The sequence below is a fragment of the Cellulosimicrobium funkei genome, assembly GCF_004519295.1.
GTDB lineage: Bacteria > Actinomycetota > Actinomycetes > Actinomycetales > Cellulomonadaceae > Cellulosimicrobium > Cellulosimicrobium funkei.
The window spans coordinates 18,911-39,197 of record NZ_SOZH01000004.1 but is presented as its reverse complement, the minus strand read 5'-3'; the positions used below and the strand labels follow the sequence as shown (position 1 = coordinate 39,197).

Here is a 20,287-nt window from a genome sequence, read left to right as displayed (position 1 = left end):
GGGATCGGGCTCGGGCGGTCGGGAACCCCGTGCTCGACGGCCGGGTGGGACCGCAACATCGCCGAAACGTCCAGGACGACCGGGGGAAACGTCGCGGTCGCACGATGAGGGGGCGCCAGGCGGCGAGCCCGGCGCACCAGCATCGTCCCGACCCTCCGCCGCCCCGCGCGACGGAGTCCCCGAGGAGGCTCCCGTGCCGGACAACCGCCCGCTCTTCTCCGCACCGTCCGCCCCGACGTCGGCCGGCCCGACGACCACGACGGCGCACCGCGCGGCCGACCACGGCTCCGCGCCCGACCTCAACGTCCACGGCGAGCCGCGCCGACGGGCGAACCCCGGCGACGAGCTCACGGTCGACCCGACCGACCGCCGGCGGCGCGCCCGCGCGGCGCTGCTCGACCTGCGCCGTGACGTCATCCGGAGGAGCTCGACCGGCTGGTGACGAACGGCCGCGCGCGTGGGCGGCGCCGCGTAGGTTGGTCCCCATGCGGATCGGAGCCCACCTCGACCAGTCGGACGTCATCGCGCAGGCAGCGAGCATCGGCGCGGACGTCGCCCAGATCTTCCTCGGCGACCCCCAGTCGTGGAAGGGTCCGGAGTTCACGTTCCCGGGCGGCGCGGAGGCCCTGAAGGACGCCGCCACGGCGGCGGACCTCGAGCTCGTCGTGCACGCGCCGTACGTCATCAACGTCGCGAGCCCCAACAACCGCATCCGCATCCCGAGCCGCAAGCTGCTCCAGCAGATCGTGGACGGCGCGGCGGCGGTCGGCGCGACGGGCGTCGTGGTCCACGGCGGGCACGTCACCGCGAAGGAGGACCCGGCGAAGGGCTTCGACAACTGGCGCAAGGCGATCGACGCCCTCCAGACGGACGTCACCGTCTACATCGAGAACACCGCCGGCGGCGACTTCTCGATGGCCCGCCGCCTCGACCGCATCGAGGGCCTGTGGGCGGCCGTGCAGCAGGCCGACGGCGCCGGGAACGTCGGGTTCTGCCTCGACACGTGCCACGCCTGGGCGGGCGGCATCGACCTCACGACGGCGGTCGACGACGTGCGCGCGATCACCGGCCGCGTCGACCTCGTGCACCTCAACAACAGCCGCGACACCGCGGGCTCCGGCGCGGACCGCCACGCCGGCCTCACGGCCGGGACGATCGACCCGGAGCTCCTGCTCGGGGTCGTGCGCGCCGCGGGCACGTCGGTCGTCTGCGAGACGCACGCCGACGTCCCGGCCGACGTCGCGTGGCTGCGCGAGCAGGTCGGCTGAGCCGTGGGAGACCCGCGCCCGCTGCGGCTCCGCAACGTCACCGTCGATGCGCGCGACCCGCGCGCGCTCGCGGAGTTCTACCGGCGCCTGACCGGCTGGGCGTACACGCCGGGCCACGAGGTCGCCGACCCGGCGGGCGACGACTGGCTCTCGCTCCAGGTCCCGGGCGGCGCGTCCCGCCTCGCGTTCCAGCGCTCCGACGCCGAGGTACGACCCTGGCCCGGCGGGGCGCGCGTGCACGTCGACCTCGACGTCCCCGACCTCGACGCGGCGCACGAGCACGCGCTCGCCTGCGGCGCGCGCCCGCTCACGGGCACGCCGGAGGACGAGGGCCACCCCGACGACCTGTTCCGCGTCTACGCGGACCCGGAGGGCCACCCGTTCTGCCTGAGCTCGCCGCCGCTCGACCACCCGTGAGGGGCCTGCGCAGGGCCGACCCGCGCGAGGCCGGTCCCCGCACGACCAGCCCGCGCGCGTCCCGCCGGCGCACCGGTCAGTAGCCCGACCCGGCGCCGGGGGCCGCGTCCATGATCTCGGTCCCGTCGGGAGCCACGACGTGCCAGACGCCGTTCACCCCCTGGCCCGTGACGTCGCCGGGGCCGGTGTCGGCCGCGTACGTGTAGACCGGGCGGCCGTCGACGGTGACCTGGAGCTCGCCGTCGACCCCGGTGATGGTGCCGACCTCGCCCGTCACGCCGTCGACCTCGGGGTCCGCGCTCGCCGCGTGGACGGCGGGCCACGCGGCGGCGCACTCGCCCTCGCACGCGCTCGTGCCCGAGCCCTTCGTGTCCTTGTCGTAGTAGTAGACGGTCATGCCCTGGCCGTCGACCACGACGGTCCCGAGCGAGGAGTCCGCCGTGCCGAGCGCGACGTCCGACGAGCCGTCGCCCGCCGAGCCGTCGGAGGTCGAGCTCGACGGGCTGGAGCCACCGCCCCCGTACAGGCCGCCTCCCCCGCCGGAGCACCCGGCGAGGGTGGCGGCGAGCAGGGCGGTGACGGCCCACGTGGTGGCGGCCGGGACACCGGTGGTCAGGGTGCGTCGCATGTCGACTCCTCGGAAGGACGGTCGGGGTCGCGAGCACGGCCCCTACTCTCACGACGGCGCGGCGCGCCGCGAGGTTCACCGGCCCGCCCGCGCGTCGGCCCGCACGCCCGTCCGGCGGCCCGTCCGACCGTCGGGCCCACCGCCCGGCCGCGTAGCGTCGACGGGCCCGGGTGAACCGATCGGGGCGCTGCCTCGTCTCCCAGGTGACGGAGTCGCAGAGGATGATCGGAAGGGGCAGACGTGCGCAGGAGGACGAAGGTGCTCGTGGGGGTCGGCGTCGGTGTCGTGGTGCTCGGCGGTGCGGCCGTCGCGTTCGGCCCGGGCCTGTACGCGGACTGGTCCAACCGCGCGGCGGCCGAGGAGCCGACGCTCGACGCGCCGTCGGGCGACGGCGCCGCGCTCGACCCGGCGGACCTGGCCGGTGCGTGGACGGTCGGGGACGGCTCGTACGCGGGGTACCGCGTGCACGAGGTGCTGCAGGGCGAGGACGTCACGGTGACCGGCCGGACCGAGGAGGTCACGGGGTCGTTCACCGTCGCGGACGGCGCGCTCACCGCGGCGACGATCGAGGTCGACATGGCGAGCGTCGCGACCGACGAGCCGCCGCGCGACGCGTACTTCCGGGGCGACGCGCTCGAGGTCGGGACGTACCCGACCGCGACGTTCGAGCTGACCGGTCCCGTGGACCTGCCGACCGGGTCGGGCGACGTCGAGCTCGCGGGCGACCTGACGATCCACGGCGTGACGCAGGCCGTCACGGTCGAGGCGCAGGTCGGCCCGACCACCGACGGCGTCCAGGTCGTCGGGAGCGTGCCGATCACGTTCTCCGACTTCGACGTGGAGGCGCCGAGCCTCGGGTTCGTCACGGTCGACGACGCGGGCAGCGTCGAGTTCGGCCTCGACCTCGTGCGGTCGGCCGGGTCGTGACCGACGGGGAGGTGCCGCGCGTGCGCGCCGACGCCGACGACCTGCTGCGGGCGGTCCACGCCGCGCACGGGCCGGCGCTGGAGCGCTACGTCGCGCGCCTCACCGACGACCCGGCGCAGGCGCAGGACGTGGTGCAGGAGACGTTGCTGCGCGCGTGGCGCCACCCGGAGGTGCTGGAGCGGCCGGAGGGTTCGGTGCGCGCGTGGCTCTTCACGGTGGCGCGCAACCTCGTCGTCGACGAGCTGCGCAGCGCCCACCACCGCCGCGAGCTCGCGAGCGCCGACGTGCCCGACCGCGGCGAGGCCGACGCGACCCAGGCCGTGCTCGACGCGTGGCTCGTCGCGGACGCGCTGGTCTCGCTCTCGCCCGAGCACCGGGCGGTCGTCGTCGACGCCTACTACCACGGGCGCTCCGTGGCCGAGATGGCGTCGGCGCACGGCGTCCCGCCCGGGACGGTGAAGTCCCGCATGCACTACGCGCTCCGCGCGCTGAGGCTCGCGCTGCAGGAGAAGGGAGTCTCGTCATGACCGCTACCCCGGACCCGTACCGCGAGTGGGACGCCGCCTACGTGCTGGGCGCGCTCAGCCCGCGCGACCGGCGCGCGTTCGAGCAGCACCTCGCGACGTGCGTGGCGTGCCGCGAGGCCGTCGCGGAGCTCGCGGGCATGCCGGGCATCCTCGGCATGCTCACGGCCGAGCACGCGGACGCGCTCGTGGACGACGCGCGCACCGACGTCCCGGCCGAGGCGTCCGGCGGGGCGGGGGGCGCCGTCGTGCCCCTCGCGGTGGTGGCCGCGAGCGCCCGGCGCCGCCGCACCCGACGGCGGTCGCTCCTGTCCGTGGCGGCGGTGGGTCTGGTCGTCGCGGGCGCCGCGGGCGGCGCGGCGGTGACGCGGCCCGACGACGTCCCACCCCCCGCGACGTCCGGCACGACCCAGGTCGCGCTCGAGCCGGTCGGCGGCGCGGACGTGCGCGCCGAGCTCACGCTCACGCCGGCCTCGTGGGGCACGCGCCTCGACTGGTCGTGCTCGTACCCGGCCGGGGTCTGGGAGGACGGCGCGACGTACGAGCTCGTGCTCGTGGACGACGACGGCACGCGCTCGGTCGTGGCGACGTGGTCCTCGACGGAGGCGGGGAGCTCGTCGGGCCTGGGCGCGTCGTCGGCGGTGCCCGTGGACGGGATCGCGCGGCTCGAGCTCGGGGTCGTGGGGGTGGACGGCGCGCTCGCGGCCGCCGACGTCTGACCGCGTCCGCGCCGCGAGGGCGGCGCGAATCTCAAGAATTCCTCTGATTGAACTCTCAATCAGATTTCCGGAACGCTGAGCCAGACCTCGCCGACCGCTGCGCCACCCCCGGGGGAACGCTGAGGCGACCGCCCGAGGCTCCTTGTCGACAGCACTCGTCGACCTGGAGCCTCCGGTGAACACCACTGCCCCGCACGCCCCCCGCCACCGCGCCGAGGCGGCCGCCCGTCCCGCGGACGGGGCCGCCGTGCGCGTCGTCGTCGTCATCCCCGCCCACGACGAGGAGCAGGCGCTCCCCGCCACCGTCGCCTCGCTCGCGGCCCAGACGCGCCGCCCCGACCGGGTGCTCGTCGTCTCGGACAACAGCACGGACGCGACCGTCGCGGTCGCCCGCGCCGCCGGCGCGGACGTCATGGAGACCGTGGGCAACACGGCCCGCAAGGCGGGGGCGCTCAACCAGGCGATCGCGACCACGACGGAGGACGTCGTCATGGTCCTCGACGCGGACACCACGATCGCCCCCACCTTCGTCGAGGAAGGGCTCGCCGTGCTCGCCTCGGAGCCCGAGGTCGCCGCGGTCGGCGGCGTGTTCCGCGGTCGGCCGCCGCAGGGCTACCTGCAGCACTGCCAGGCCAACGAGTACACGCGCTACGGCGTGCAGGTGGACCTCACCGGCCGCACGGCCGTGCTCACCGGGACCGCCGCGCTCGTGCGCCGCACCGCGCTCCAGGAGGTCGCCGACGCCCGCGGCTCGGTCCTCCCCGGCGAGCGCGGCGACGTGTACGACCGGCACGCGATCACCGAGGACTCCGAGCTCACCCTCGCGCTGCGCACGCTCGGCCACGAGCTGCGCTCCCCCGTCACCATGAGCTGCACGACCGAGCTCATGCCGACGGCAGGCGATCTGCATCGGCAGCGCGTCCGCTGGTACAAGGGGATGCTCGACAACCTCGCCGAGTACGGCCTCACGCGCACCACGTGGCGCTACGTCGGCCAGCAGGTGATGCTCGCCGTCGGCACGCTCATGATGGCGGCCTACCTGCTCCTCACGGCCGTCACCCTCGTGACGGGGACCTTCACGCTGTCCCCGCTGTGGGCGGCCGTCGGGCTCGTGTTCGCCGCGGAGCGCCTCGTCACCGTCTGGGGCGCCGGGCGGCGCGCGCGGCTGCTGGCCGCGCTCGTGCTGCCGGAGCTCCTCTACGACCTCGCCCTGCAGCGCGCGTTCCTGCACGCCGCAGCGCTGTTCGTCACGCGGCGCCAGACGACGTGGAACCACGTCGCCGCCACCGCCTGACCCTCACCCCCGCCGACCCGCCCCGCCGCGCACGCGACCGGGACGTCCTCGGCATGCCCTCACCCGTCCCGGAAGGACAGCAGCCATGTACAACTCGACCCTCGCCCAGACCGCCCCCGTCCTCGCCGTGACCGGCGTCGCGACCGCGTTCCACGTCGTCGCGGCCTGGACGCTCCTCGTCGCCGGCCTCGCGCTCGTCACGACGGCGCGCGTCCTGCGCCGTCGGGCCGCCGCCCGCCGCGCTGAGCAGGCCTGACCTCAGGGACCGGGGGCGGGCGCGACCGGCACGGCGACCTCCATCACCGGGCCGGGACCGCCCGCCTCCCAGGTCGGCAGGTAGACCTCCCGGTCGTCTCCCGCGGGCGCACCGCCCGCGAGCGCCCGCCCGGACGCCAGGTAGTCGTGCACGAGCACCAGGCGCTCCTGGTCGCGGGCCTCCGCGGCCGTCAGCGCGACGTACGCCTCCTCGTGCGCGTCGTCCGTCGTGAGGGCGAAGCCCGACGGCGGCCGCACGGGCGCGGGGACGGGCACCCGGAGCGTGAGGCGGGCGGCGTACCCCTCGGTCGCGCGCTCGTGGAGCTCGACGTAGGGGTGGCCGGCGAGGGGCACGTCGGCGGCGCGCAGCACGGCGAAGACCGCTCCGGTCGCCTCGGGGAGCACGGACGGCAGCTCGGCGAGCGTCGCGCGGCGCTCCGTCCCGAGCACGAGCCGCTCCGGCACGTGCCGTCGGTGCACCACGACGTCCAGCCGTGGCGCGCCGACGAGCGCGGACCGGACGTACTCCGCCGCCGTCAGCGACGCCGCGAGCGCCGAGCGGCGGTCGCTCCACACGGCGTCGAACGCGGGGACCGGGTCGGGGGCGGCGAGCACGTCGCCCACCTCGGCGAGCGACAGCCCGACGCCCCGCAGGAGCCGGACGAGGCGGGCGCGCTCCACCTGGCCGCCGTCGAGCAGCCGCGGGCCGTCCGCGGAGGTGCGGCGCGCGTCGAGGAGCCCGCGGTCGACGTACATCCGGACGGCCTTCTCGCTCAGCCCCGTCGCGCGCGCCACCTGACCCGTCGTGTACTCGTCCATGCCCGCGACGCTAGGGCCTTCCCCTGGGGCAGCCGCAAGGGGTCGGCTCAGTCGTCGTCGCCGGGCACGTAGGGCCCGCGGCGGAGCTCGAGGTCGATCTGCTCGGCGTCCAGCAGGTCGAGCGCGTGCCGCAGCGCCTGCGAGCTGTACGCGCCGGACGTGCGCGCGTCGAGCAGCGCGACGCGCTGCGCGGCGATCGCCCGGAGCCGCAGCTCCTTGTACTGCGCGAACAGGTCGGCCGACGTCGCGGCGTCGGTGTCGCGGTTCTCCAGCTCGCGCACGACGTCACGGCGCACGCGGGCGACGACGGCACCGTCGTAGGTGGTGCCGTCGGCGCGGCGGAGGTCGGGCGCGTCGATCACGGCCACGGCCGCGCCGTCGAGCTCGGCGCGCACGGCGCCGCGGTCCTCGTCGGCGCGCGTGGAGCCGCCCGAGAGGCCGAGCCGGCGCACGACCCACGGGAGCGTGCCGCCCTGCACGACGAGCGTCCCGGCCGCGACCCCGAAGGCAACGAGCACGAGGAACGAGCGCTGCGGGGTGTCGAGCGGGAGCGTCTGCGCCGCGGCGAGCGTCACGACGCCGCGCATGCCCGCCCACACGAGGAGCGTGCCCTCGCGCCACCCGAGCCGCTCGGCCGTCAGGTAGTCGATGTCGGCCGCACGACGACGCAGCGACGACCGCAGCCGGCCCACCCGCTCCGGGGGCGCCTTGGCGACCATCTCCGCGCCGCGTCGCTCCGGGGTCCCGGGCGCCGGCCTGGCCGGGGGCGGCGTGGCCGGCGTGACGGGCGTGCCGTCGGCCGCGAAGCGCGCGTCGAGCTTCTCCTGCATGCCCGCGATGACGCCGCGCATCGACTCTCCCCGCCGCGCGCGCCGCGCGAGCGACCGCAGGAGCGTCGCGACGTACGCGGAGCGCACGACGAGGATGACGACGGCCGCGAGCGCCGCCACGCCGACCGCGCGCCACAGGCTGCCGTGGGCCTCCTGCACGTCGGTGACGAGCGCGAACAGCTCGAGCCCCATGAGGAGGAAGACGGTGCCCTCGAGCAGGAGCTCGACGGTCCGCCAGTTCGACTCCTCGGCGAGCCGGTGCTGGGGGCGCAGGTACTTGGCGGCGCCGTTGCCGGTGACGAGGCCCGCGGTGACGACGGCGACGAGGCCCGACGCGCCGAGCTCCTCCGACGGCAGGTAGGCGAGGAACGGCACGACGAAGGACACCGCGGTGCTCAGCGCGGGGTTGGCGAGGCGGCGCCGGACGAAGAGGCCGAGGAACCCGACGAGGAACCCGACGAGCACGGCCACGACGACGGCGAACACGAAGTCGCCCGCGACCGACCACAGCGACACGCGGGTGGCGGACTCCCCGGTCGCGACGGCGATCCCGATCCCGGCGATGGCGGAGCGCAGGAGGACGAGGGCGGACGCGTCGTTGAGCAGGCTCTCGCCCTCGAGCAGCGTGACGACGCGGGGTGACGCGCCGAGCCGTTTGACGATGGACGTCGCGACGGCGTCGGTCGGGCTGACGATGGCGCCGAGCGCGAAGCCCGCCGCGAGCGGGATGCCGGGGATGAGCCACGTGAAGAGGTAGCCGAGGAGCGCGGTGCTGAGCAGGACGAGCACGACCGACAGACCGCTGATCGCGGTGAAGTCCCGCCGGAAGTCCATCGTGGGCAGGCCGACGGCCGCCGAGTAGAGCAGCGGCGGCAGGATCCCGGCGAGGATCCACTCGGGCTCGAACTCGATCTCGGGGACGGCGGGCACGAAGCTCACGACGACGCCGACCGCGACGAGCACGAGAGGCGCGGCCACGCCCGCCTTCGGCGCCAAGGCGTTGACCCCGACGATCGCGACGACCGCGAGCGTCCCGACGACGATGAGGGAGAGGATCTGCTCCTCGGTCAGGCTGAACGGGAACTCCATCTGCACCTCCGGCTACCGGCGCCGCGCCCGGGTCGGCGCGCGCGGGACGCCCCCACGCTAGCCGCCGGGGCCGCCTCCGGCGGTGCGCACGCGGCGTTCGAGGCGCCACTCGTTGCCGGAGGTCCCCGCGACCCAGCGGTGCTCGAGCCGGTCGACGCACGCCCGCGCGAGCGCGAGCCCGCGCCCGGACTCGGCCTCGGGGGGCGGCATGGTGCGGTCGAGGTCGACGTCGGCGGCGGGCGCGGTGTCGCGCAGCACGACGACGACGCGTCCCGCCCCGGCGTCGAGCTCGGCCCGGACCTCGACCGTCTCGGGTGCGGGCGAGTGCCGCACGATGTTCGCGGCGATCTCCGTCGTGGCGAGCTCGACGGCGAGCCGGTCGTCGGCGGGCACCCACGGCGCCTGGCCCCAGAGCGCGGCGAACGCGTCCGGGAGGGCGTCGAGCCACGGCGGGGACGCGGTCGCGCTCAGCACGACGAGCGGGGCGTCGTCCGGCGGGGTCACGCGGGGGTCACCCGTCGGCGAACGCGCTCGCCGCGTCGTCGTGCACGCGCAGCACGCGGTCGAGGTTGGTGAGCCGCAGGACCGTCGCCACGGAGGGCGCGGCGTTCGCGAGCCGCAGGTCTCCGCCGGCGGCGCGCGTCGTGCGCAGCCCGCCGACGAGGGCGCCGAGGCCCGAGGAGTCGACGAACTCGAGGCTCCCGAGGTCGACGACGAGCCGGGTCCGGCCCGCCTCGACGAGGTCGGCGACCGCGTCGCGCAGCTGGGGTGCCGTGGTGAGCGTGAGCCGCCCCCGCGGCACGATCACCGCCCCCGTCTCCTCGAGCGGTGTCACGTCGAGCTTCACTGGTCCTCCGTCCGTCGTCCGGTCATCGTCGTCTCCGGCACGGGCTCGCGCGGCGGGCGCGGGCCGGAGTACCGCGCGGCGGGGACGAGCACCCCGAGCACCGCGAGGTCGTACGCCACCCAGGCGAGGGTGACGAGGGTCGCGCCGAGGTCGGCGTCGAACGCGACGAGGCGCACCGTGCCGACGACGGCCGAGACCACGAGCAGCACCATGGCCGTGAGCTGGGGCCAGATGGTGCGCCAGGCCGGCCGGTGCTCGCCGGTCCGCGTCTTGGGCGTCACGACGAACCCGAGCGGGCGGCCGAGGACGACGTTCGCGAACGCCGTCCAGCAGGCCCGGATCCACACCGGGAAGAGCGCGAGCGAGTACTGCTGCCCCCGCCAGGTCCGCACCCCGCGCGCCACGACGAGGAACAAGAGCTGGTTGAGCACGAAGTACGGCACGAAGCGCACGAAGAAGTCCGTCCCGAACGCCTGGACCGGGAGGATGCCGAAGCACAGGTACACCATGGGCGCCGCGAGGTACGCGAGGGCGGCGAAGCCCGCGAGGTAGCTCCACATCGTCGCGAAGTACATGAGCCGCTGCCCCACGCGCAGCCCGCGCAGCGTGAGCGGGTTCTCCCGGAGCATCACCTGCACCGTGCCCTGCGCCCAGCGCAGGCGCTGCTGGAGCATCGTCGGCATGTCCTCGGGCGCCAGCCCGTGGGCCAGCACCTCGTGGTGGTAGACCGACCGCCAGCCGAGCGCGTGCAGCCGCATCGCGGTGGCCATGTCCTCGGTGACGGAGATCGTCGCCATCGGCATGACGGCCTGCGCCTCGTCGCTGCGCCCGACGTCGACCGCGTCCGCGAGGCGGCGCACCGCCTCGACCGCGACGAGGGGCGAGAGGTCGCGCCGCGCGAGCCGGTCGAGCGCCTCCTCGTCGACGACGAGCTGGCCGATCTCCTCGTCGACCTGGAGCGGGCCGCCGGACACGAGCTCGGGCTCCACCGTCGCCAGCTCCGCCCGCAGCGCCTCCACCTGGCCGGCGACGACGCTGCGCGACGCCTCGTCGACGCGGCGCTGGAACCGGTAGGTGACGTCGGCGGCGGGCTCCCCCGCCGCGAGGGCGCGGCGGGCCTCGTCGGCCTCCGCGCGCAGCCGCTCGACGGCGGTCCGTACCGCCGGGTCGGCCGCCTCCGGCGAGCGCGCCGCCCGGGCGAGCACCGAGCCCGCGGTGCGCAGCGCGCGCCGCACGCCGACCGTCACGCCCCGCACGTACCCGACGACGCCCAGCTGCATGAGCGCCTCGCGCCGCAGCACCGCGTTGGAGCCGCAGAAGAACGCGGCGTTCCACCCGTCCTTCCCCTGCTGGATCGGCCCGTAGAAGAGCGGCGCCTGGCTCCCGAGGGGGTCGGCGTCGTCGACGTTGACGAACCACTGCGGGGTCTGGACGATCGCGACGCGCTCGTCGGCGGCGAAGTACCCGACCGTCCGGTCGAGGATCGCCGGGTCGGGCACCTGGTCGGCGTCGAGCACGAGCAGCAGCTCGCCGTCCGTCTGGAACAGCGCGTTGTTGAGGTTGCCGGCCTTCGCGTGCCGCGGCTTGCCCGCCCAGCTCGCGCTGCGCGTGAGGTACCCGACGCCCGCCTCCGCGGCGGCGGCCCGCATGCTCTCGCGCGCGCCGTCGTCGAGGATCCACGTGCGGTGCGGGTACCGGATGGCCCGGGCCGCGCGGGCGGTCGCGAGGACGAGCTCCTCGGGCTCGTCGTACGTCGTGACGAAGACGTCGACCGTGACGCCCTCCGGGGCGGGCGGCGGCTCGCCCCGCTCGCGCAGGCGCCACATCGTCACGCCGAAGAGGGCGGTGTCCACGAGGCTGTACGTCTCGGCCAGCACGAGCGGGACGGCGATCCACCAGTGCGACCACGCCACGGATTCGAGCCACCGCCAGGCGACGTAGTTGACGCCCGTGACCAGCGCCAGCACGACGAGCACGCGGATCAGCACGAGCCGCCGCGCGGAGCCCCTCATCCCGCGACCCGCTCGACCACGAGGACCGTGAGGTCGTCCCCGACGTACCGCCCCTCGGCGAGCCCGACCAGCACGTCGAGCGTCGCCGCGGCGTCCCCGGCCTGCCGGACCTCGCGCGCGGCACGCGCGAGGGCCGGCCCGTCCGGGACGGGCAGCGGGACGTCCGGGTCGAGGAGGCGCGGGTCCCCGCCCGGGACCCCGAGGTCGGCGAGCAGGTCGACGAGCCCGTCGCTCACGACGACGAGGCGGTCGCCCGGGTCGAGGGTCACGTGGTGGACGACCCGCGCGGTGCCCGGCGCGACGCCGAGCGGCAGGCCGTCCGCCTCCAGGCGGTGGATGCCGCCGTCGGGCCGCAGCACGCTCGCCAGGCCGTGCCCCGCGTCGACGTACGCCAGCCGGCCGCTGTCCCGCTCGACCGTGGCGCACCAGGCGGTGACGAACGACCCGACCTCCTCCAGGTCCGGGGCGAGCAGGTCGTCGGCGGTCTCGACGCCCGCCGCGAGCGACGGCGACCGGAGCGCGGGCCGCAGCGCGGCGCGTGCCGACGCCGCCACGATCGCGGCGGGCATGCCCTTGCCCATGACGTCCGCGACGACGAACCCGGCGCCGTCGGCCGTCGTCGTCCAGTCGTAGAAGTCGCCCCCGACGCCGCGGGCCGGCAGGCACCGCGCGGCCACCCGGTAGCCCTCGAGCTCCGGGGCGCGGCGCGGGAGCAGCCCGCGCTGCACCGCGCCCGCCCGGTCGAGCTCGACGTCGTGCTGGAGCTCCCCCTGGACCCACAGCGCGAGGTCGCGCAGCAGGGAGCGGTCGGCGTCGTCGAACCGGCGCGGCCGGGTGTCGATGACGCACAGCGTGCCGACCAGCTCGCCGCCCGGCGCCGCGATGGGGTGCCCGGCGTAGAACCGCAGGTGCGGGTCGCCGACCACGAAGGGGTTGTCGGCGAACGTGGCGTCCTGCGCCGCGTCCTCGACGACGAGCGTGCGGTCCGCACGGATCGTCACGTCGCAGAACGCCCCCTCGCGCTGCGCGACCGGGCCGTCGAGGCCGACGAAGGCCTTGCGCCACTGCCGGTCCGCGTCCACGAGCGTGATGCTCACCGTCGGGACGCCGAACAGGCGCTGCGCGAGCCGCGTCACGCGGTCGAACCGTTCCTCGGGCGAGCTGTCGAGCACCCCGAGCCGCTGGAGCGCCAGGACCCGCGTGCGCTCGTCCTGGAGCGCGTCGGTCGTCGTCAAAGTCTCTTCCCCCTGCTCGTCCCCTGCGTCGAGACGCGACCTCCTGACATCTATCACGGAGTGCTGCGCGCCGCAGGGGCAGGAGGCCGTCTGCACGTCTGGGACCTGGACCTTCGCCCGTGCGCGCCGCGATGCGTGTCGACCTGAGGCCGCTCCCGGTCGCGAGCGTCCCGCGGTCCGGAGACGCTGCCAGAGGCGACGAACCGCCGGGCACCCGAGGAGAGGGAGGACCGTGGACGCGATCACCGTGCTGGAGGACCTGTTCGGGAGGATCGGGCCGACCGCGACGCGCGCGGTCGACGGCCTCGGCGAGGACGCGCTCACCGCGCGCGTCGACCCGGGCGCCAACACGATCGCGTGGCTCGCGTGGCACCTCGCGCGCGGGCAGGACGCCCAGGTCGCGGGCGCCGTCGGGCGGGACCAGGTGTGGACGCGCGACGGGTGGGCCCGCCGGTTCGACCTGCCGTTCGACGACGGCGCGACCGGCTACGGGCAGTCGGCCGACGACGTCGCGCGCGTCCGCGCGCGCGACGACCTGCTGCTCGGCTACGTCCACGCGGTCCAGGTCGAGTCCCGCGACGTGCTCGCGTCCCTCACCGCCGACGACCTCGACCGGGTCGTCGACGAGGCGTGGGACCCGCCCGTGACGCTGGGCGTCCGGCTCGTGAGCGTCGCGGTGGACGCCCTCGAGCACGCGGGCCAGGCCGCGTACCTCCGCGGCGTGCTCGAGCGCACCGGGCGCGCCTGACGCAGCGCGGGATCGACGAGCGAGGCGCGGGAAATCAGGTCATGGCGAAGTCTGCGAAAGCCATCGAAGCCCGCTCTGTCCCAGGCGGGCAAGACGCTCGCGAGCAACATTCTCGAACGAACTAGCAACACCCAAGGCCGCATCGGACCTCGACAAGGGTTGAATCGGTGTGCGGGCGATCGCTCGTACGCCATCCGCCGAGTATGACGTGGGTGTACAGCGCGGCCGTACAGATGGCGGAAAACGACCGTTTGTCGGGCGTCCGAGAAGAGGGTTCTGCGACGTACGGCAAACGGTGGGTTCTGCGCACGGCCGCTCCGTAGGGGCGCACAGGGGCGCGGCGTGCTCGCGAGCCGCGCTGACGGCGTGCTGCGGCAACCCGGCGTTGATCGTCAGCGACCGGTTATTATCGTCCTGTGTCGATCATAGAACCTGAGGTGTGCGCCGCGACCACGGCCGATGTTGAGCCAGCGGTCGCGTTGTTTCGGTCGTTGGGTGACCCGGCGCGATTGGCGATCGTGCGCCGGCTCGCGGTCGGGGAGGCGCGCGTCGCGGAACTGACGGCTGATCTGGGGCTGGCGCAGTCGACGGTGTCCTCGCACGTGGCGTGCTTGAAGGACTGCGGCCTGGTGGCCGGGCGCATGGAGGGCCGGCGGGTGTTCTACTCGCTGGCCCGCCCGGAGCTGCTGGACATGCTCGCGGCCGCGGAGACGCTGCTCGCGGCAACGGGCAGCGCGGTCGCGCTGTGCCCGACGTACGGCGTGGACGGGCAGGTGTCGGCGTGCTGAGCACGATCGCGGCCGCGGTCGGGTTGTTCGTCGCGACCAACCTCGACGACATCGTGGTCCTGACGGTCCTGTTCGCGGTCGCCGCGCGTGGGACGTCGCGGCTGCGCGGGTGGCAGATCGTGGCAGGGCAGTACCTGGGCCTGGTCACCTTGATCGCGGTGAGCTTCCTGGCTGCGCTCGGCCTGACGATCGTGCCGGACGAGTGGGTGGGCCTGCTCGGTCTGATCCCGCTCGCGATCGGTGTGCTGGCCCTGGTGCGCACGCTGCGCGGCAAGGACGACGACGACGAGGCCGAGTCCGCGCTCAAGGCCGTCGGGCTGCTCGGCGTCGCGGGCATCACGATCGCCAACGGCGGGGACAACATCGCGATCTACACCCCGGTGTTCCGCACCATCTCCACCACCGACGCCCTGGTCACGATCGCGGTGTTCCTCGTCCTGCTCGCGCTGTGGTGCCTGCTCGCGCGCGCGATCGGCACGAACGAGAAGGTGACCGAAGGGCTGGAGAAGGTCGAGCACTGGCTCGTGCCGGTGGTGTTCATCGGCCTCGGCGTGTTCATCCTCATCGAGTCCGGCACCCTGGCCCACATCGCCTCGCTGCTGTGAGCGCGGCAGCAACGGCGCCGGCGAGAGATGATGGACCGGTGAAGGTTGAGCTCCTGGTCGTCGACGCGTGTCCGAATGAGGCACCCGCCCGGGACGTGCTGCGCCGGGTCCTGGACCGGGTCGGGGTGAACGTGCCGATCGCGACCGTGGTCATCGCGGACGACGACCAGGCCCAGAGGTATGGCTTCCACGGGTCGCCGTCGTTCCACGTCGACGGGCAGGACGTGTTCCCCGTGCCCGGGGCTCGTCCTGGTGTGGCGTGCCGCGTCTATCCCACGAGCGCAGGTTTGCGCGGTGTTCCTGACGACGAGGCGCTTGCCGCGGCTGTCGCGGCCCGGGCCGCGCGCTGACTGAGCTCGACCGACCTACGGTGTCGGTGCGGGTTCGCGCGAGGCTGTCGGGTGGTGTGGGCGGTGTCGTCGCATCGCCCAGATCGTGAGCGGTGTCCCGATCGCGGCGGGCAGGAACCAGAACGACCAGGCGGGCAGCCGTTCCCACACCGGCAGGTGTGGTCCGTTGTCGACGTAGAACGCCGTCAGCATCGCGATGTACGCCAGACCCATCCACGCGATGTGCGCACCGTCGCTGCCGCCACGGCGCCGGTTGCGCCAGCCAAGCAGCACGGCGGCCAGGGCGACACCTCCGAGCACGGCCAGATGGACCGTGGCGGGCCAGCGGATCACCACCATGACGACCATCGACCCGAAGAGGGCGACGATCCCGCCGAGGAAGACTCGCCCTGCCGCGACGTGCCACCGCCCGCCCTTGCGCGCGAGCATCGCGACCAACCCCGCAAGGACCGACGTCACCCCCGCGGCGACGTGCACCAGCAGCGCAAGATCGAACACCGGGCCCGCGTCCGGCTCCGGTAGCCCTGGAATGTCGATCACGGTCACCTCCGGCGTCCGAGCGCCCCCGGTCGCCTCAGCGTCTCACCCTCGCCACGTCTTTGGTCACTTCCCACAAGGTTGTCCGACGCCGCAGAACCGACCGTTTCTCGGACACCGCGGCCGCCGCCGCGACACGCCGAGAGAACATGCCGCAGAACTAGTGTCCGGAAACCCACGGTGTCGCAGAACGTGACCCGAGGGTTTTCGCTACCGTCGCCGCCATGGCACACGTCTACGGGTACGCCCGGGTCTCCACCACGGCGCAGAACCTCGACGCCCAGGTCGACGCGCTCACGAGCGCCGGCGGCGTCGACGTCCGCGACGTCGTCGTGGAGAAGGCCTCCGGGCGCCGCGAGGACCGCCCCGAGCTCGCGCGGGTCCTCGCGCAGCTGTGCGAGGGGGACACCCTCGTCGTGACGAAGCTGGACCGGCTCGGCCGCTCGGCCGCGCACGTTGCTCGGCTGGTGCGCGACCTCGACGAGCGCGGCGTCACGCTCCGGTCACTGTCGGAGACGCTCGACACCTCGAGCGCGGCCGGACGCCTCATGGTGCACGTGCTCGCCGCCGTCGCGCAGATGGAAGCCGACCTGGCGCGAGAGCGCACCCTCGACGGCCTCGCGGCCGCCCGCGCCCGCGGCCGCGTCGGCGGCCGCCCCACCGTCATGACGCCCGACCGCATCGCTGCCGCGCGCGTCGCGCTCGCCGGCGGACAGTCCCGCGCCGCTGTCGCTCGGGCGCTGGGCGTCTCCCGGGACACCCTTTACCGGCACCTCCCCTCGGTCACGTAGACGTCGTCGCGCCGTCGGCGGCCTGCCCTGGGACGCGCGGGAGAGGTCAGCGGCCCTTTGGCCACCGCCACCCCGTCAGCGTCCCGGCCCGCATGGCTTCCGCACGATCCCTCAGCTCACGGTGATAGCGCTCGGTCTCACTCATCTCGTGCGTCCGCGAGTATCTGTCGTCGCTCTGCTCGCGAAGCTGGACCAATGCCGCGCCGGCGTGGCTCAAGAAGCACGCGGATAGGTAGAGCGTGCCGGCGAGCAGACGCAGGGAAGCCACGGTCGTCTCCACATCGGAACGCGAGCCCCATCGAGCGGCGGCGCTGCCGCGGATGGCATCTGGCTGCTCGTCTGTGGGGACCGCCTCCCAGACGTCGTGCACCACGCGGTTCCGCAGCGACACGAGCCAGGAGAGGTCGCCCAGGGCGGAGAGGAGCATCTCGCGCGTGCCGTCATGGACCGGTGGGTGCTCGATCCACTCGTTCGTGCCCGCCTTGCTCACCCAGGTCTTGACCTGCTTGACCTGCGACCCAAGCGTCATGTCCTGAAGGGTGAAGTGCACCAAGCCCGTGCCGGTGACGGACTCGGCGACCTGCTGCAGCGCCATGGACGCGTACGCACTGTCCATAGCGACAGCGCCAATGCCAGCGAGCATCGCCGTTCGAGGATTTTCGATCACCGGTGCATCGTTCCAGCATTCGCGGACTGACAGCCGCAGGCTCTGGCACCGAGCCCATGGATCTGTGGACTGCGGGCTCTCGCGAGCGGCCTTCGGCTACGGTCTGGCCCGTGGTCTACCCGTCGCGTCCCGTGCTCGAGGTGCTGCCGCAGTTCCGCGACGACGCGAAGCACCGAGACATCCCGGTCGAGCGAAACCGGCTCGACCGGTTCGTGGCCGAGCAGTACACGGCCGGGCGCTCGCTCCGCGAAATCGGGGAACTGACCGGGCGCACGCAGACGGCGGTGCGCCGAAGCCTCGACCGCACGGGGACGCCGCGACGTGGCCGTGGTGCGCGGCGCGTGTCTAAGGGGGATTGATGACGACGGGCGGCATGACCCCGTCGCAGCTCGCGGCCGAGTTCGAGGCGCCCCGACCACGCATGCGGCCTGGCCTGCTGACGATGAGCCGTACCCGCGACATGGGTCGCTAGTCGGCGACCTCCGAGTCAAACTCGCGTCCGCAGGTGAGGCAGCGAAAGGTGCCGCTCGCCGGCTTCGGGGAGACCGTAGGAACGCTGCGAGCACTGGTCGCTCCGCTGCGGAACTCGGACCGGTAGACGGCCGGGGCATGGGGCGTAACAAGCTCTGCTCTCGCCACCTGGTACGGGTCGGCGTGTTTCTGGCTGTTCGGGCAAGTGAGAAGGGGTAGTACCTGCATGGCGCGAACGCTGCCCCACGCAGAAATCTACGGTCAAGCGCTCGGTGCAGAACATGCCCCACGTTCCGCAGCGCGGGCCATCCGACGACCGACCTCGGACCTCGAGAAGCCGTGTCGGCACGATGACGGGTGCTGTCATGGTGCGACGATAATCGTCGCGACCATGTGAAGGAGCGCAGTGGTAATCGTCCACGGCACGTACCAGCTCGTCCCCGAGCCCGGCCAGCGCGCCGACGGTCCCGTGCGCGAGGTCACGGTGGACGCCGCGACCTACGAGGTGGCGCGCGCCCTGCTCGACGAGCAGGTGCGGGACGGCGAGCGGCTCATCGGCATCCGGGTCGAAGGGCGCGCTGACGAGCACCGGTAGGCGGCGTCCTCAGCGCCTCTCGACGGCGTCGGCCCACAGCCAGACCCATCCCTCGCGTCCGTTGGGGGACAGGTAGCGCACGTGGACCTGGCGGCCGGCCCATGCGACGGCCTCACCGTCGACGCGAGCCTCACCGCTCTGGCGCTGATCGTCACGCCGCGGCGCGCGAGCTCAGGCGCCTCTTCGGCGTGGTCGCGCATCGGCACGGTCTCGATGCCAGACGGCCAGCCACCCGGAGGCGGGCGTCGACGAGTACCCACGACACCAGCCTATCGAACACCCGTTCGAAGTATGTCGTAGCCATAGACGAGCGCGAAACCCTGGCGGCGGCGTCTCGGCGACCGGAATCACCACACGATCCCCACGGATGTGGGAAGATCCAACCTCCAGACGCGGTTACGCTGTAACGAGATCGGTGACAGGATGCAGGTGGCGTACGACAACGAGTCGCTCAAGCGACTGTGCACCGACGAGAAGGAGATGAAGAAGAAGCGAGCCGACATCGCCGCCAAGCTCCCTCTGCGGATCAAGGCCCTCGAGGCGGCACCTAACGTCGGTGCCCTGCCAGACCAAGACCCGGGGGGCCACTGGCACCAGCTCACTGGCGACCGGGCGGGAACATGGTCAGGGCGTGTCAGCCGCAACCACCGCATCATCGTGCGCCCAGAGGGCGACGAACCAGGTCCCGACTCGGTGACGGTCACAGTGATCGCCGCCGGGGTGGACTACCACTAGAGGAAGGGGCCGTAGACGTGGCTACCACCAACTACGCAGTCGCCCCAGGCGCGTTCCTAGAGGAGTGGCTGGACGACGAGAACATGACGCAGGGCCAGGCAGCCTCACGCCTGGGGTACTCCCGCAAGCAGGTCAACGAGGTCGTCAACGGCCACGCCCCCATCACCGCTGACACCGCGTCCAGGCTTGCCCGCCTCACCGGCATCCCAGTCGACGCCTGGTTGCGCTACGAGGCCCTTTACCGTGCCGACCTCCAGCGCCTACGCGACGAGGAAGGCCTCGCGCAGCACGCCGACCAGATTCACCCCCAGGCCGCTTCCTACCTGCGTCAGGTCGGCGCGACGCGGGCGACCAAACGCGACCCTGGACTGCTCGTCTCAGATTTCTTGTCCTTCCACCGGTGCGGAACCTGGGGCGCGTACGAGCAGCGCATGGCCGCAGAGTCCTCGGGCGAGTTCGCCCTGGCGGCACTCGTCGAGAGCAAGTCCGGTCTGGACACGACGCTCCTGTCCACCTGGTTGTGCGCCGCAGAACGTGACGAGAGGTTCGAGCTCGCGCGGCACACCAAGTACGACGAGGATGCCCTTCGGTCGTTGCTGCCAGAGCTACGCGCACGGGCTGCCCACCCAGACGAGTCAATGCTGTCCGACCTGAGCCACATTCTCAGCAAAGCTGGCGTCGCCTTCATGCTGACACCAGCACCGAAGAAGCTGCCCCTGTACGGGGTAACTCGTTGGATAGACAAGCGCGTGCCGGTGATTCAGCAGTCTGGGCGACGACAGAAAGACGGATTTGTCATCTGGACGTTGTTCCACGAGATCGGGCACGTACTGAACGATCCGCGCGGCGACGTCCACGTGGAGTACAGCACGGAGAAGAAGCGAAACAGCGTCGCCGAGAAGGCGGCGAACAAGTTCGCGATGGACACCCTGTTCGGCGCTGATGGGTTGACACCGTTCAAGGGCTTGAGCTGGGACAATGACATCCGGTCTACTGCCGCCCGTGTGGGCGTCTCTCCGGGTGTCGCTGTTCACCAGATGCATCGTGCCCGGCTCCTTGATTATGCGTACGGCAACAAACTGTGCGTAGACGTTGGCGTCCTGGGCGCTGGCTAGGGCCGGTGCGTTAACGCGTTC

General features: G+C 73.5%; 26 protein-coding genes. 17 read left to right on the top strand and 9 right to left on the bottom strand.

The features are described from left to right. Positions 1-193: 193 nt before the first annotated feature. Genes E1O70_RS06095 through E1O70_RS06085 form a run of 3 tightly spaced genes read left to right on the top strand, consistent with a single transcriptional unit; the run spans position 194 to position 1,685 of the window. Positions 194-442, top strand: coding sequence for a hypothetical protein (locus tag E1O70_RS06095; RefSeq protein WP_061268402.1), 249 nt, complete (start codon positions 194-196; stop codon positions 440-442). A gap of 43 nt (positions 443-485) precedes the next feature. Beyond that, entirely contained in the window at positions 486-1,268 is a 783-nt protein-coding gene (locus E1O70_RS06090) for a deoxyribonuclease IV (RefSeq protein WP_061268403.1), read from the top strand. A gap of 3 nt (positions 1,269-1,271) precedes the next feature. Then, positions 1,272-1,685 (top strand): VOC family protein, encoded by a 414-nt coding sequence (locus E1O70_RS06085; protein WP_076403994.1) that lies wholly within the window; start codon positions 1,272-1,274, stop codon positions 1,683-1,685. Positions 1,686-1,761: 76 nt separating this feature from the next. On the opposite strand, the gene E1O70_RS06080 is transcribed toward E1O70_RS06085, so the two are convergent. After that, complete coding sequence (locus E1O70_RS06080) at positions 1,762-2,313, bottom strand: COG4315 family predicted lipoprotein (RefSeq protein WP_061268404.1); 552 nt, start codon at positions 2,311-2,313, stop codon at positions 1,762-1,764. 240 nt (positions 2,314-2,553) lie between these two features. On the opposite strand from E1O70_RS06080, the gene E1O70_RS20365 reads away from it, so the two are divergent. The 5 genes from E1O70_RS20365 (at position 2,554) to E1O70_RS19855 (ending at position 6,033) form a co-directional block, all read left to right on the top strand. Beyond that, positions 2,554-3,240, top strand: coding sequence for a YceI family protein (locus E1O70_RS20365; protein ID WP_061268405.1), 687 nt, complete (start codon positions 2,554-2,556; stop codon positions 3,238-3,240). Positions 3,241-3,260: 20 nt separating this feature from the next. Then, complete coding sequence (locus tag E1O70_RS20360; RefSeq protein ID WP_269467723.1) at positions 3,261-3,767, top strand: sigma-70 family RNA polymerase sigma factor; 507 nt, start codon at positions 3,261-3,263, stop codon at positions 3,765-3,767. Next, on the top strand, positions 3,764-4,483 hold the full coding sequence (locus E1O70_RS06070; RefSeq protein ID WP_061268406.1) for an anti-sigma factor family protein: 720 nt from the start codon (positions 3,764-3,766) through the stop codon (positions 4,481-4,483). Before E1O70_RS20360 ends, E1O70_RS06070 begins: the two co-directional genes overlap by 4 nt. A gap of 175 nt (positions 4,484-4,658) precedes the next feature. Next, positions 4,659-5,777 carry a glycosyltransferase family 2 protein gene (locus tag E1O70_RS06065; protein WP_061268407.1) on the top strand — a complete coding sequence of 373 codons (1,119 nt, stop codon included), beginning with the start codon at positions 4,659-4,661 and terminating at the stop codon, positions 5,775-5,777. A gap of 85 nt (positions 5,778-5,862) precedes the next feature. After that, the gene (locus tag E1O70_RS19855; protein ID WP_156186415.1) at positions 5,863-6,033 is read left to right on the top strand and encodes a hypothetical protein; all 171 of its coding nucleotides are present in this window, start codon (positions 5,863-5,865) and stop codon (positions 6,031-6,033) included. Between the two features lie 2 nt (positions 6,034-6,035). Here E1O70_RS19855 and E1O70_RS06060 read toward each other — a convergent pair whose 3' ends face one another. Genes E1O70_RS06060 through E1O70_RS06035 form a run of 6 tightly spaced genes read right to left on the bottom strand, consistent with a single transcriptional unit; the run spans position 6,036 to position 12,864 of the window. Continuing rightward, a complete protein-coding gene (locus tag E1O70_RS06060) occupies positions 6,036-6,851 on the bottom strand; it encodes a MerR family transcriptional regulator (RefSeq protein WP_061268408.1) in 816 nt (271 codons plus the stop codon). 47 nt (positions 6,852-6,898) lie between these two features. After that, positions 6,899-8,770 (bottom strand): cation:proton antiporter, encoded by a 1,872-nt coding sequence (locus E1O70_RS06055; protein ID WP_061268409.1) that lies wholly within the window; start codon positions 8,768-8,770, stop codon positions 6,899-6,901. Between the two features lie 57 nt (positions 8,771-8,827). After that, positions 8,828-9,274 (bottom strand): ATP-binding protein, encoded by a 447-nt coding sequence (locus tag E1O70_RS06050; protein WP_061268410.1) that lies wholly within the window; start codon positions 9,272-9,274, stop codon positions 8,828-8,830. Positions 9,275-9,281: 7 nt separating this feature from the next. Continuing rightward, positions 9,282-9,617 carry an STAS domain-containing protein gene (locus tag E1O70_RS06045; protein WP_034650954.1) on the bottom strand — a complete coding sequence of 112 codons (336 nt, stop codon included), beginning with the start codon at positions 9,615-9,617 and terminating at the stop codon, positions 9,282-9,284. Next, a complete protein-coding gene (locus tag E1O70_RS06040) occupies positions 9,614-11,629 on the bottom strand; it encodes a glycosyltransferase family 2 protein (protein ID WP_061268411.1) in 2,016 nt (671 codons plus the stop codon). Before E1O70_RS06040 ends, E1O70_RS06045 begins: the two co-directional genes overlap by 4 nt. Beyond that, complete coding sequence (locus tag E1O70_RS06035) at positions 11,626-12,864, bottom strand: PP2C family protein-serine/threonine phosphatase (protein ID WP_061268412.1); 1,239 nt, start codon at positions 12,862-12,864, stop codon at positions 11,626-11,628. The genes E1O70_RS06040 and E1O70_RS06035 overlap by 4 nt, the downstream gene beginning before the upstream one ends. A 232-nt stretch (positions 12,865-13,096) precedes the next feature. On the opposite strand from E1O70_RS06035, the gene E1O70_RS20355 reads away from it, so the two are divergent. The 4 genes from E1O70_RS20355 (at position 13,097) to E1O70_RS06015 (ending at position 15,355) form a co-directional block, all read left to right on the top strand. Beyond that, positions 13,097-13,612, top strand: a complete 516-nt coding sequence (locus tag E1O70_RS20355; RefSeq protein WP_021483452.1) for a mycothiol transferase — start codon at positions 13,097-13,099, stop codon at positions 13,610-13,612. 422 nt (positions 13,613-14,034) lie between these two features. Then, positions 14,035-14,400, top strand: a complete 366-nt coding sequence (locus E1O70_RS06025; protein WP_085951391.1) for an ArsR/SmtB family transcription factor — start codon at positions 14,035-14,037, stop codon at positions 14,398-14,400. Then, positions 14,394-15,005 (top strand): cadmium resistance transporter, encoded by a 612-nt coding sequence (locus tag E1O70_RS06020; protein ID WP_024841849.1) that lies wholly within the window; start codon positions 14,394-14,396, stop codon positions 15,003-15,005. Before E1O70_RS06025 ends, E1O70_RS06020 begins: the two co-directional genes overlap by 7 nt. Before the next feature lie 38 nt (positions 15,006-15,043). Beyond that, positions 15,044-15,355, top strand: a complete 312-nt coding sequence (locus E1O70_RS06015; RefSeq protein ID WP_024841848.1) for a DF family (seleno)protein — start codon at positions 15,044-15,046, stop codon at positions 15,353-15,355. A 15-nt stretch (positions 15,356-15,370) separates the two neighbouring features. Here E1O70_RS06015 and E1O70_RS06010 read toward each other — a convergent pair whose 3' ends face one another. Next, positions 15,371-15,901, bottom strand: coding sequence for a DUF2306 domain-containing protein (locus E1O70_RS06010; RefSeq protein ID WP_024841847.1), 531 nt, complete (start codon positions 15,899-15,901; stop codon positions 15,371-15,373). Between the two features lie 215 nt (positions 15,902-16,116). Here E1O70_RS06010 and E1O70_RS06005 point away from each other — a divergent pair, with 215 nt between their 5' ends. Next, a complete protein-coding gene (locus E1O70_RS06005) occupies positions 16,117-16,683 on the top strand; it encodes a recombinase family protein (RefSeq protein ID WP_061269220.1) in 567 nt (188 codons plus the stop codon). Positions 16,684-16,729: 46 nt separating this feature from the next. Here E1O70_RS06005 and E1O70_RS06000 read toward each other — a convergent pair whose 3' ends face one another. Then, positions 16,730-17,278 (bottom strand): hypothetical protein, encoded by a 549-nt coding sequence (locus tag E1O70_RS06000; protein WP_128957655.1) that lies wholly within the window; start codon positions 17,276-17,278, stop codon positions 16,730-16,732. A 182-nt stretch (positions 17,279-17,460) separates the two neighbouring features. On the opposite strand from E1O70_RS06000, the gene E1O70_RS05995 reads away from it, so the two are divergent. The 4 genes from E1O70_RS05995 to E1O70_RS05980 all read left to right on the top strand — a co-directional run bounded on the left by E1O70_RS05995 (position 17,461) and on the right by E1O70_RS05980 (position 20,266). Next, entirely contained in the window at positions 17,461-17,709 is a 249-nt protein-coding gene (locus E1O70_RS05995; protein WP_082774810.1) for a helix-turn-helix domain-containing protein, read from the top strand. Between the two features lie 518 nt (positions 17,710-18,227). Continuing rightward, entirely contained in the window at positions 18,228-18,416 is a 189-nt protein-coding gene (locus E1O70_RS05990) for a hypothetical protein (RefSeq protein WP_061269223.1), read from the top strand. A gap of 429 nt (positions 18,417-18,845) precedes the next feature. Further along, positions 18,846-19,151: a type II toxin-antitoxin system RelE/ParE family toxin gene (locus E1O70_RS05985; RefSeq protein ID WP_205688617.1), complete on the top strand. Its 306-nt coding sequence runs from the start codon at positions 18,846-18,848 to the stop codon at positions 19,149-19,151. A gap of 17 nt (positions 19,152-19,168) precedes the next feature. Beyond that, the gene (locus E1O70_RS05980) at positions 19,169-20,266 is read left to right on the top strand and encodes a HigA family addiction module antitoxin (RefSeq protein WP_061269225.1); all 1,098 of its coding nucleotides are present in this window, start codon (positions 19,169-19,171) and stop codon (positions 20,264-20,266) included. Positions 20,267-20,287: the final 21 nt, after the last annotated feature.

Excerpts from the sequence above, each read along its gene's own strand:
- E1O70_RS19855 (WP_156186415.1), top strand. The coding sequence starts at position 5,863 with ATGTACAACTCGACCCTCGCCCAGACCGCCCCCGTCCTCGCCGTGACC.
- E1O70_RS06070 (WP_061268406.1), top strand. The coding sequence starts at position 3,764 with ATGACCGCTACCCCGGACCCGTACCGCGAGTGGGACGCCGCCTACGTG.
- E1O70_RS06080 (WP_061268404.1), bottom strand. The coding sequence starts at position 2,313 with ATGCGACGCACCCTGACCACCGGTGTCCCGGCCGCCACCACGTGGGCC.
- E1O70_RS06040 (WP_061268411.1), bottom strand. The coding sequence starts at position 11,629 with ATGAGGGGCTCCGCGCGGCGGCTCGTGCTGATCCGCGTGCTCGTCGTG.
- E1O70_RS06090 (WP_061268403.1), top strand. The coding sequence starts at position 486 with ATGCGGATCGGAGCCCACCTCGACCAGTCGGACGTCATCGCGCAGGCA.
- E1O70_RS06055 (WP_061268409.1), bottom strand. The coding sequence starts at position 8,770 with ATGGAGTTCCCGTTCAGCCTGACCGAGGAGCAGATCCTCTCCCTCATC.
- E1O70_RS06005 (WP_061269220.1), top strand. The coding sequence starts at position 16,117 with ATGGCACACGTCTACGGGTACGCCCGGGTCTCCACCACGGCGCAGAAC.
- E1O70_RS06000 (WP_128957655.1), bottom strand. The coding sequence starts at position 17,278 with ATGGCGCTGCAGCAGGTCGCCGAGTCCGTCACCGGCACGGGCTTGGTG.
- E1O70_RS06060 (WP_061268408.1), bottom strand. The coding sequence starts at position 6,851 with ATGGACGAGTACACGACGGGTCAGGTGGCGCGCGCGACGGGGCTGAGC.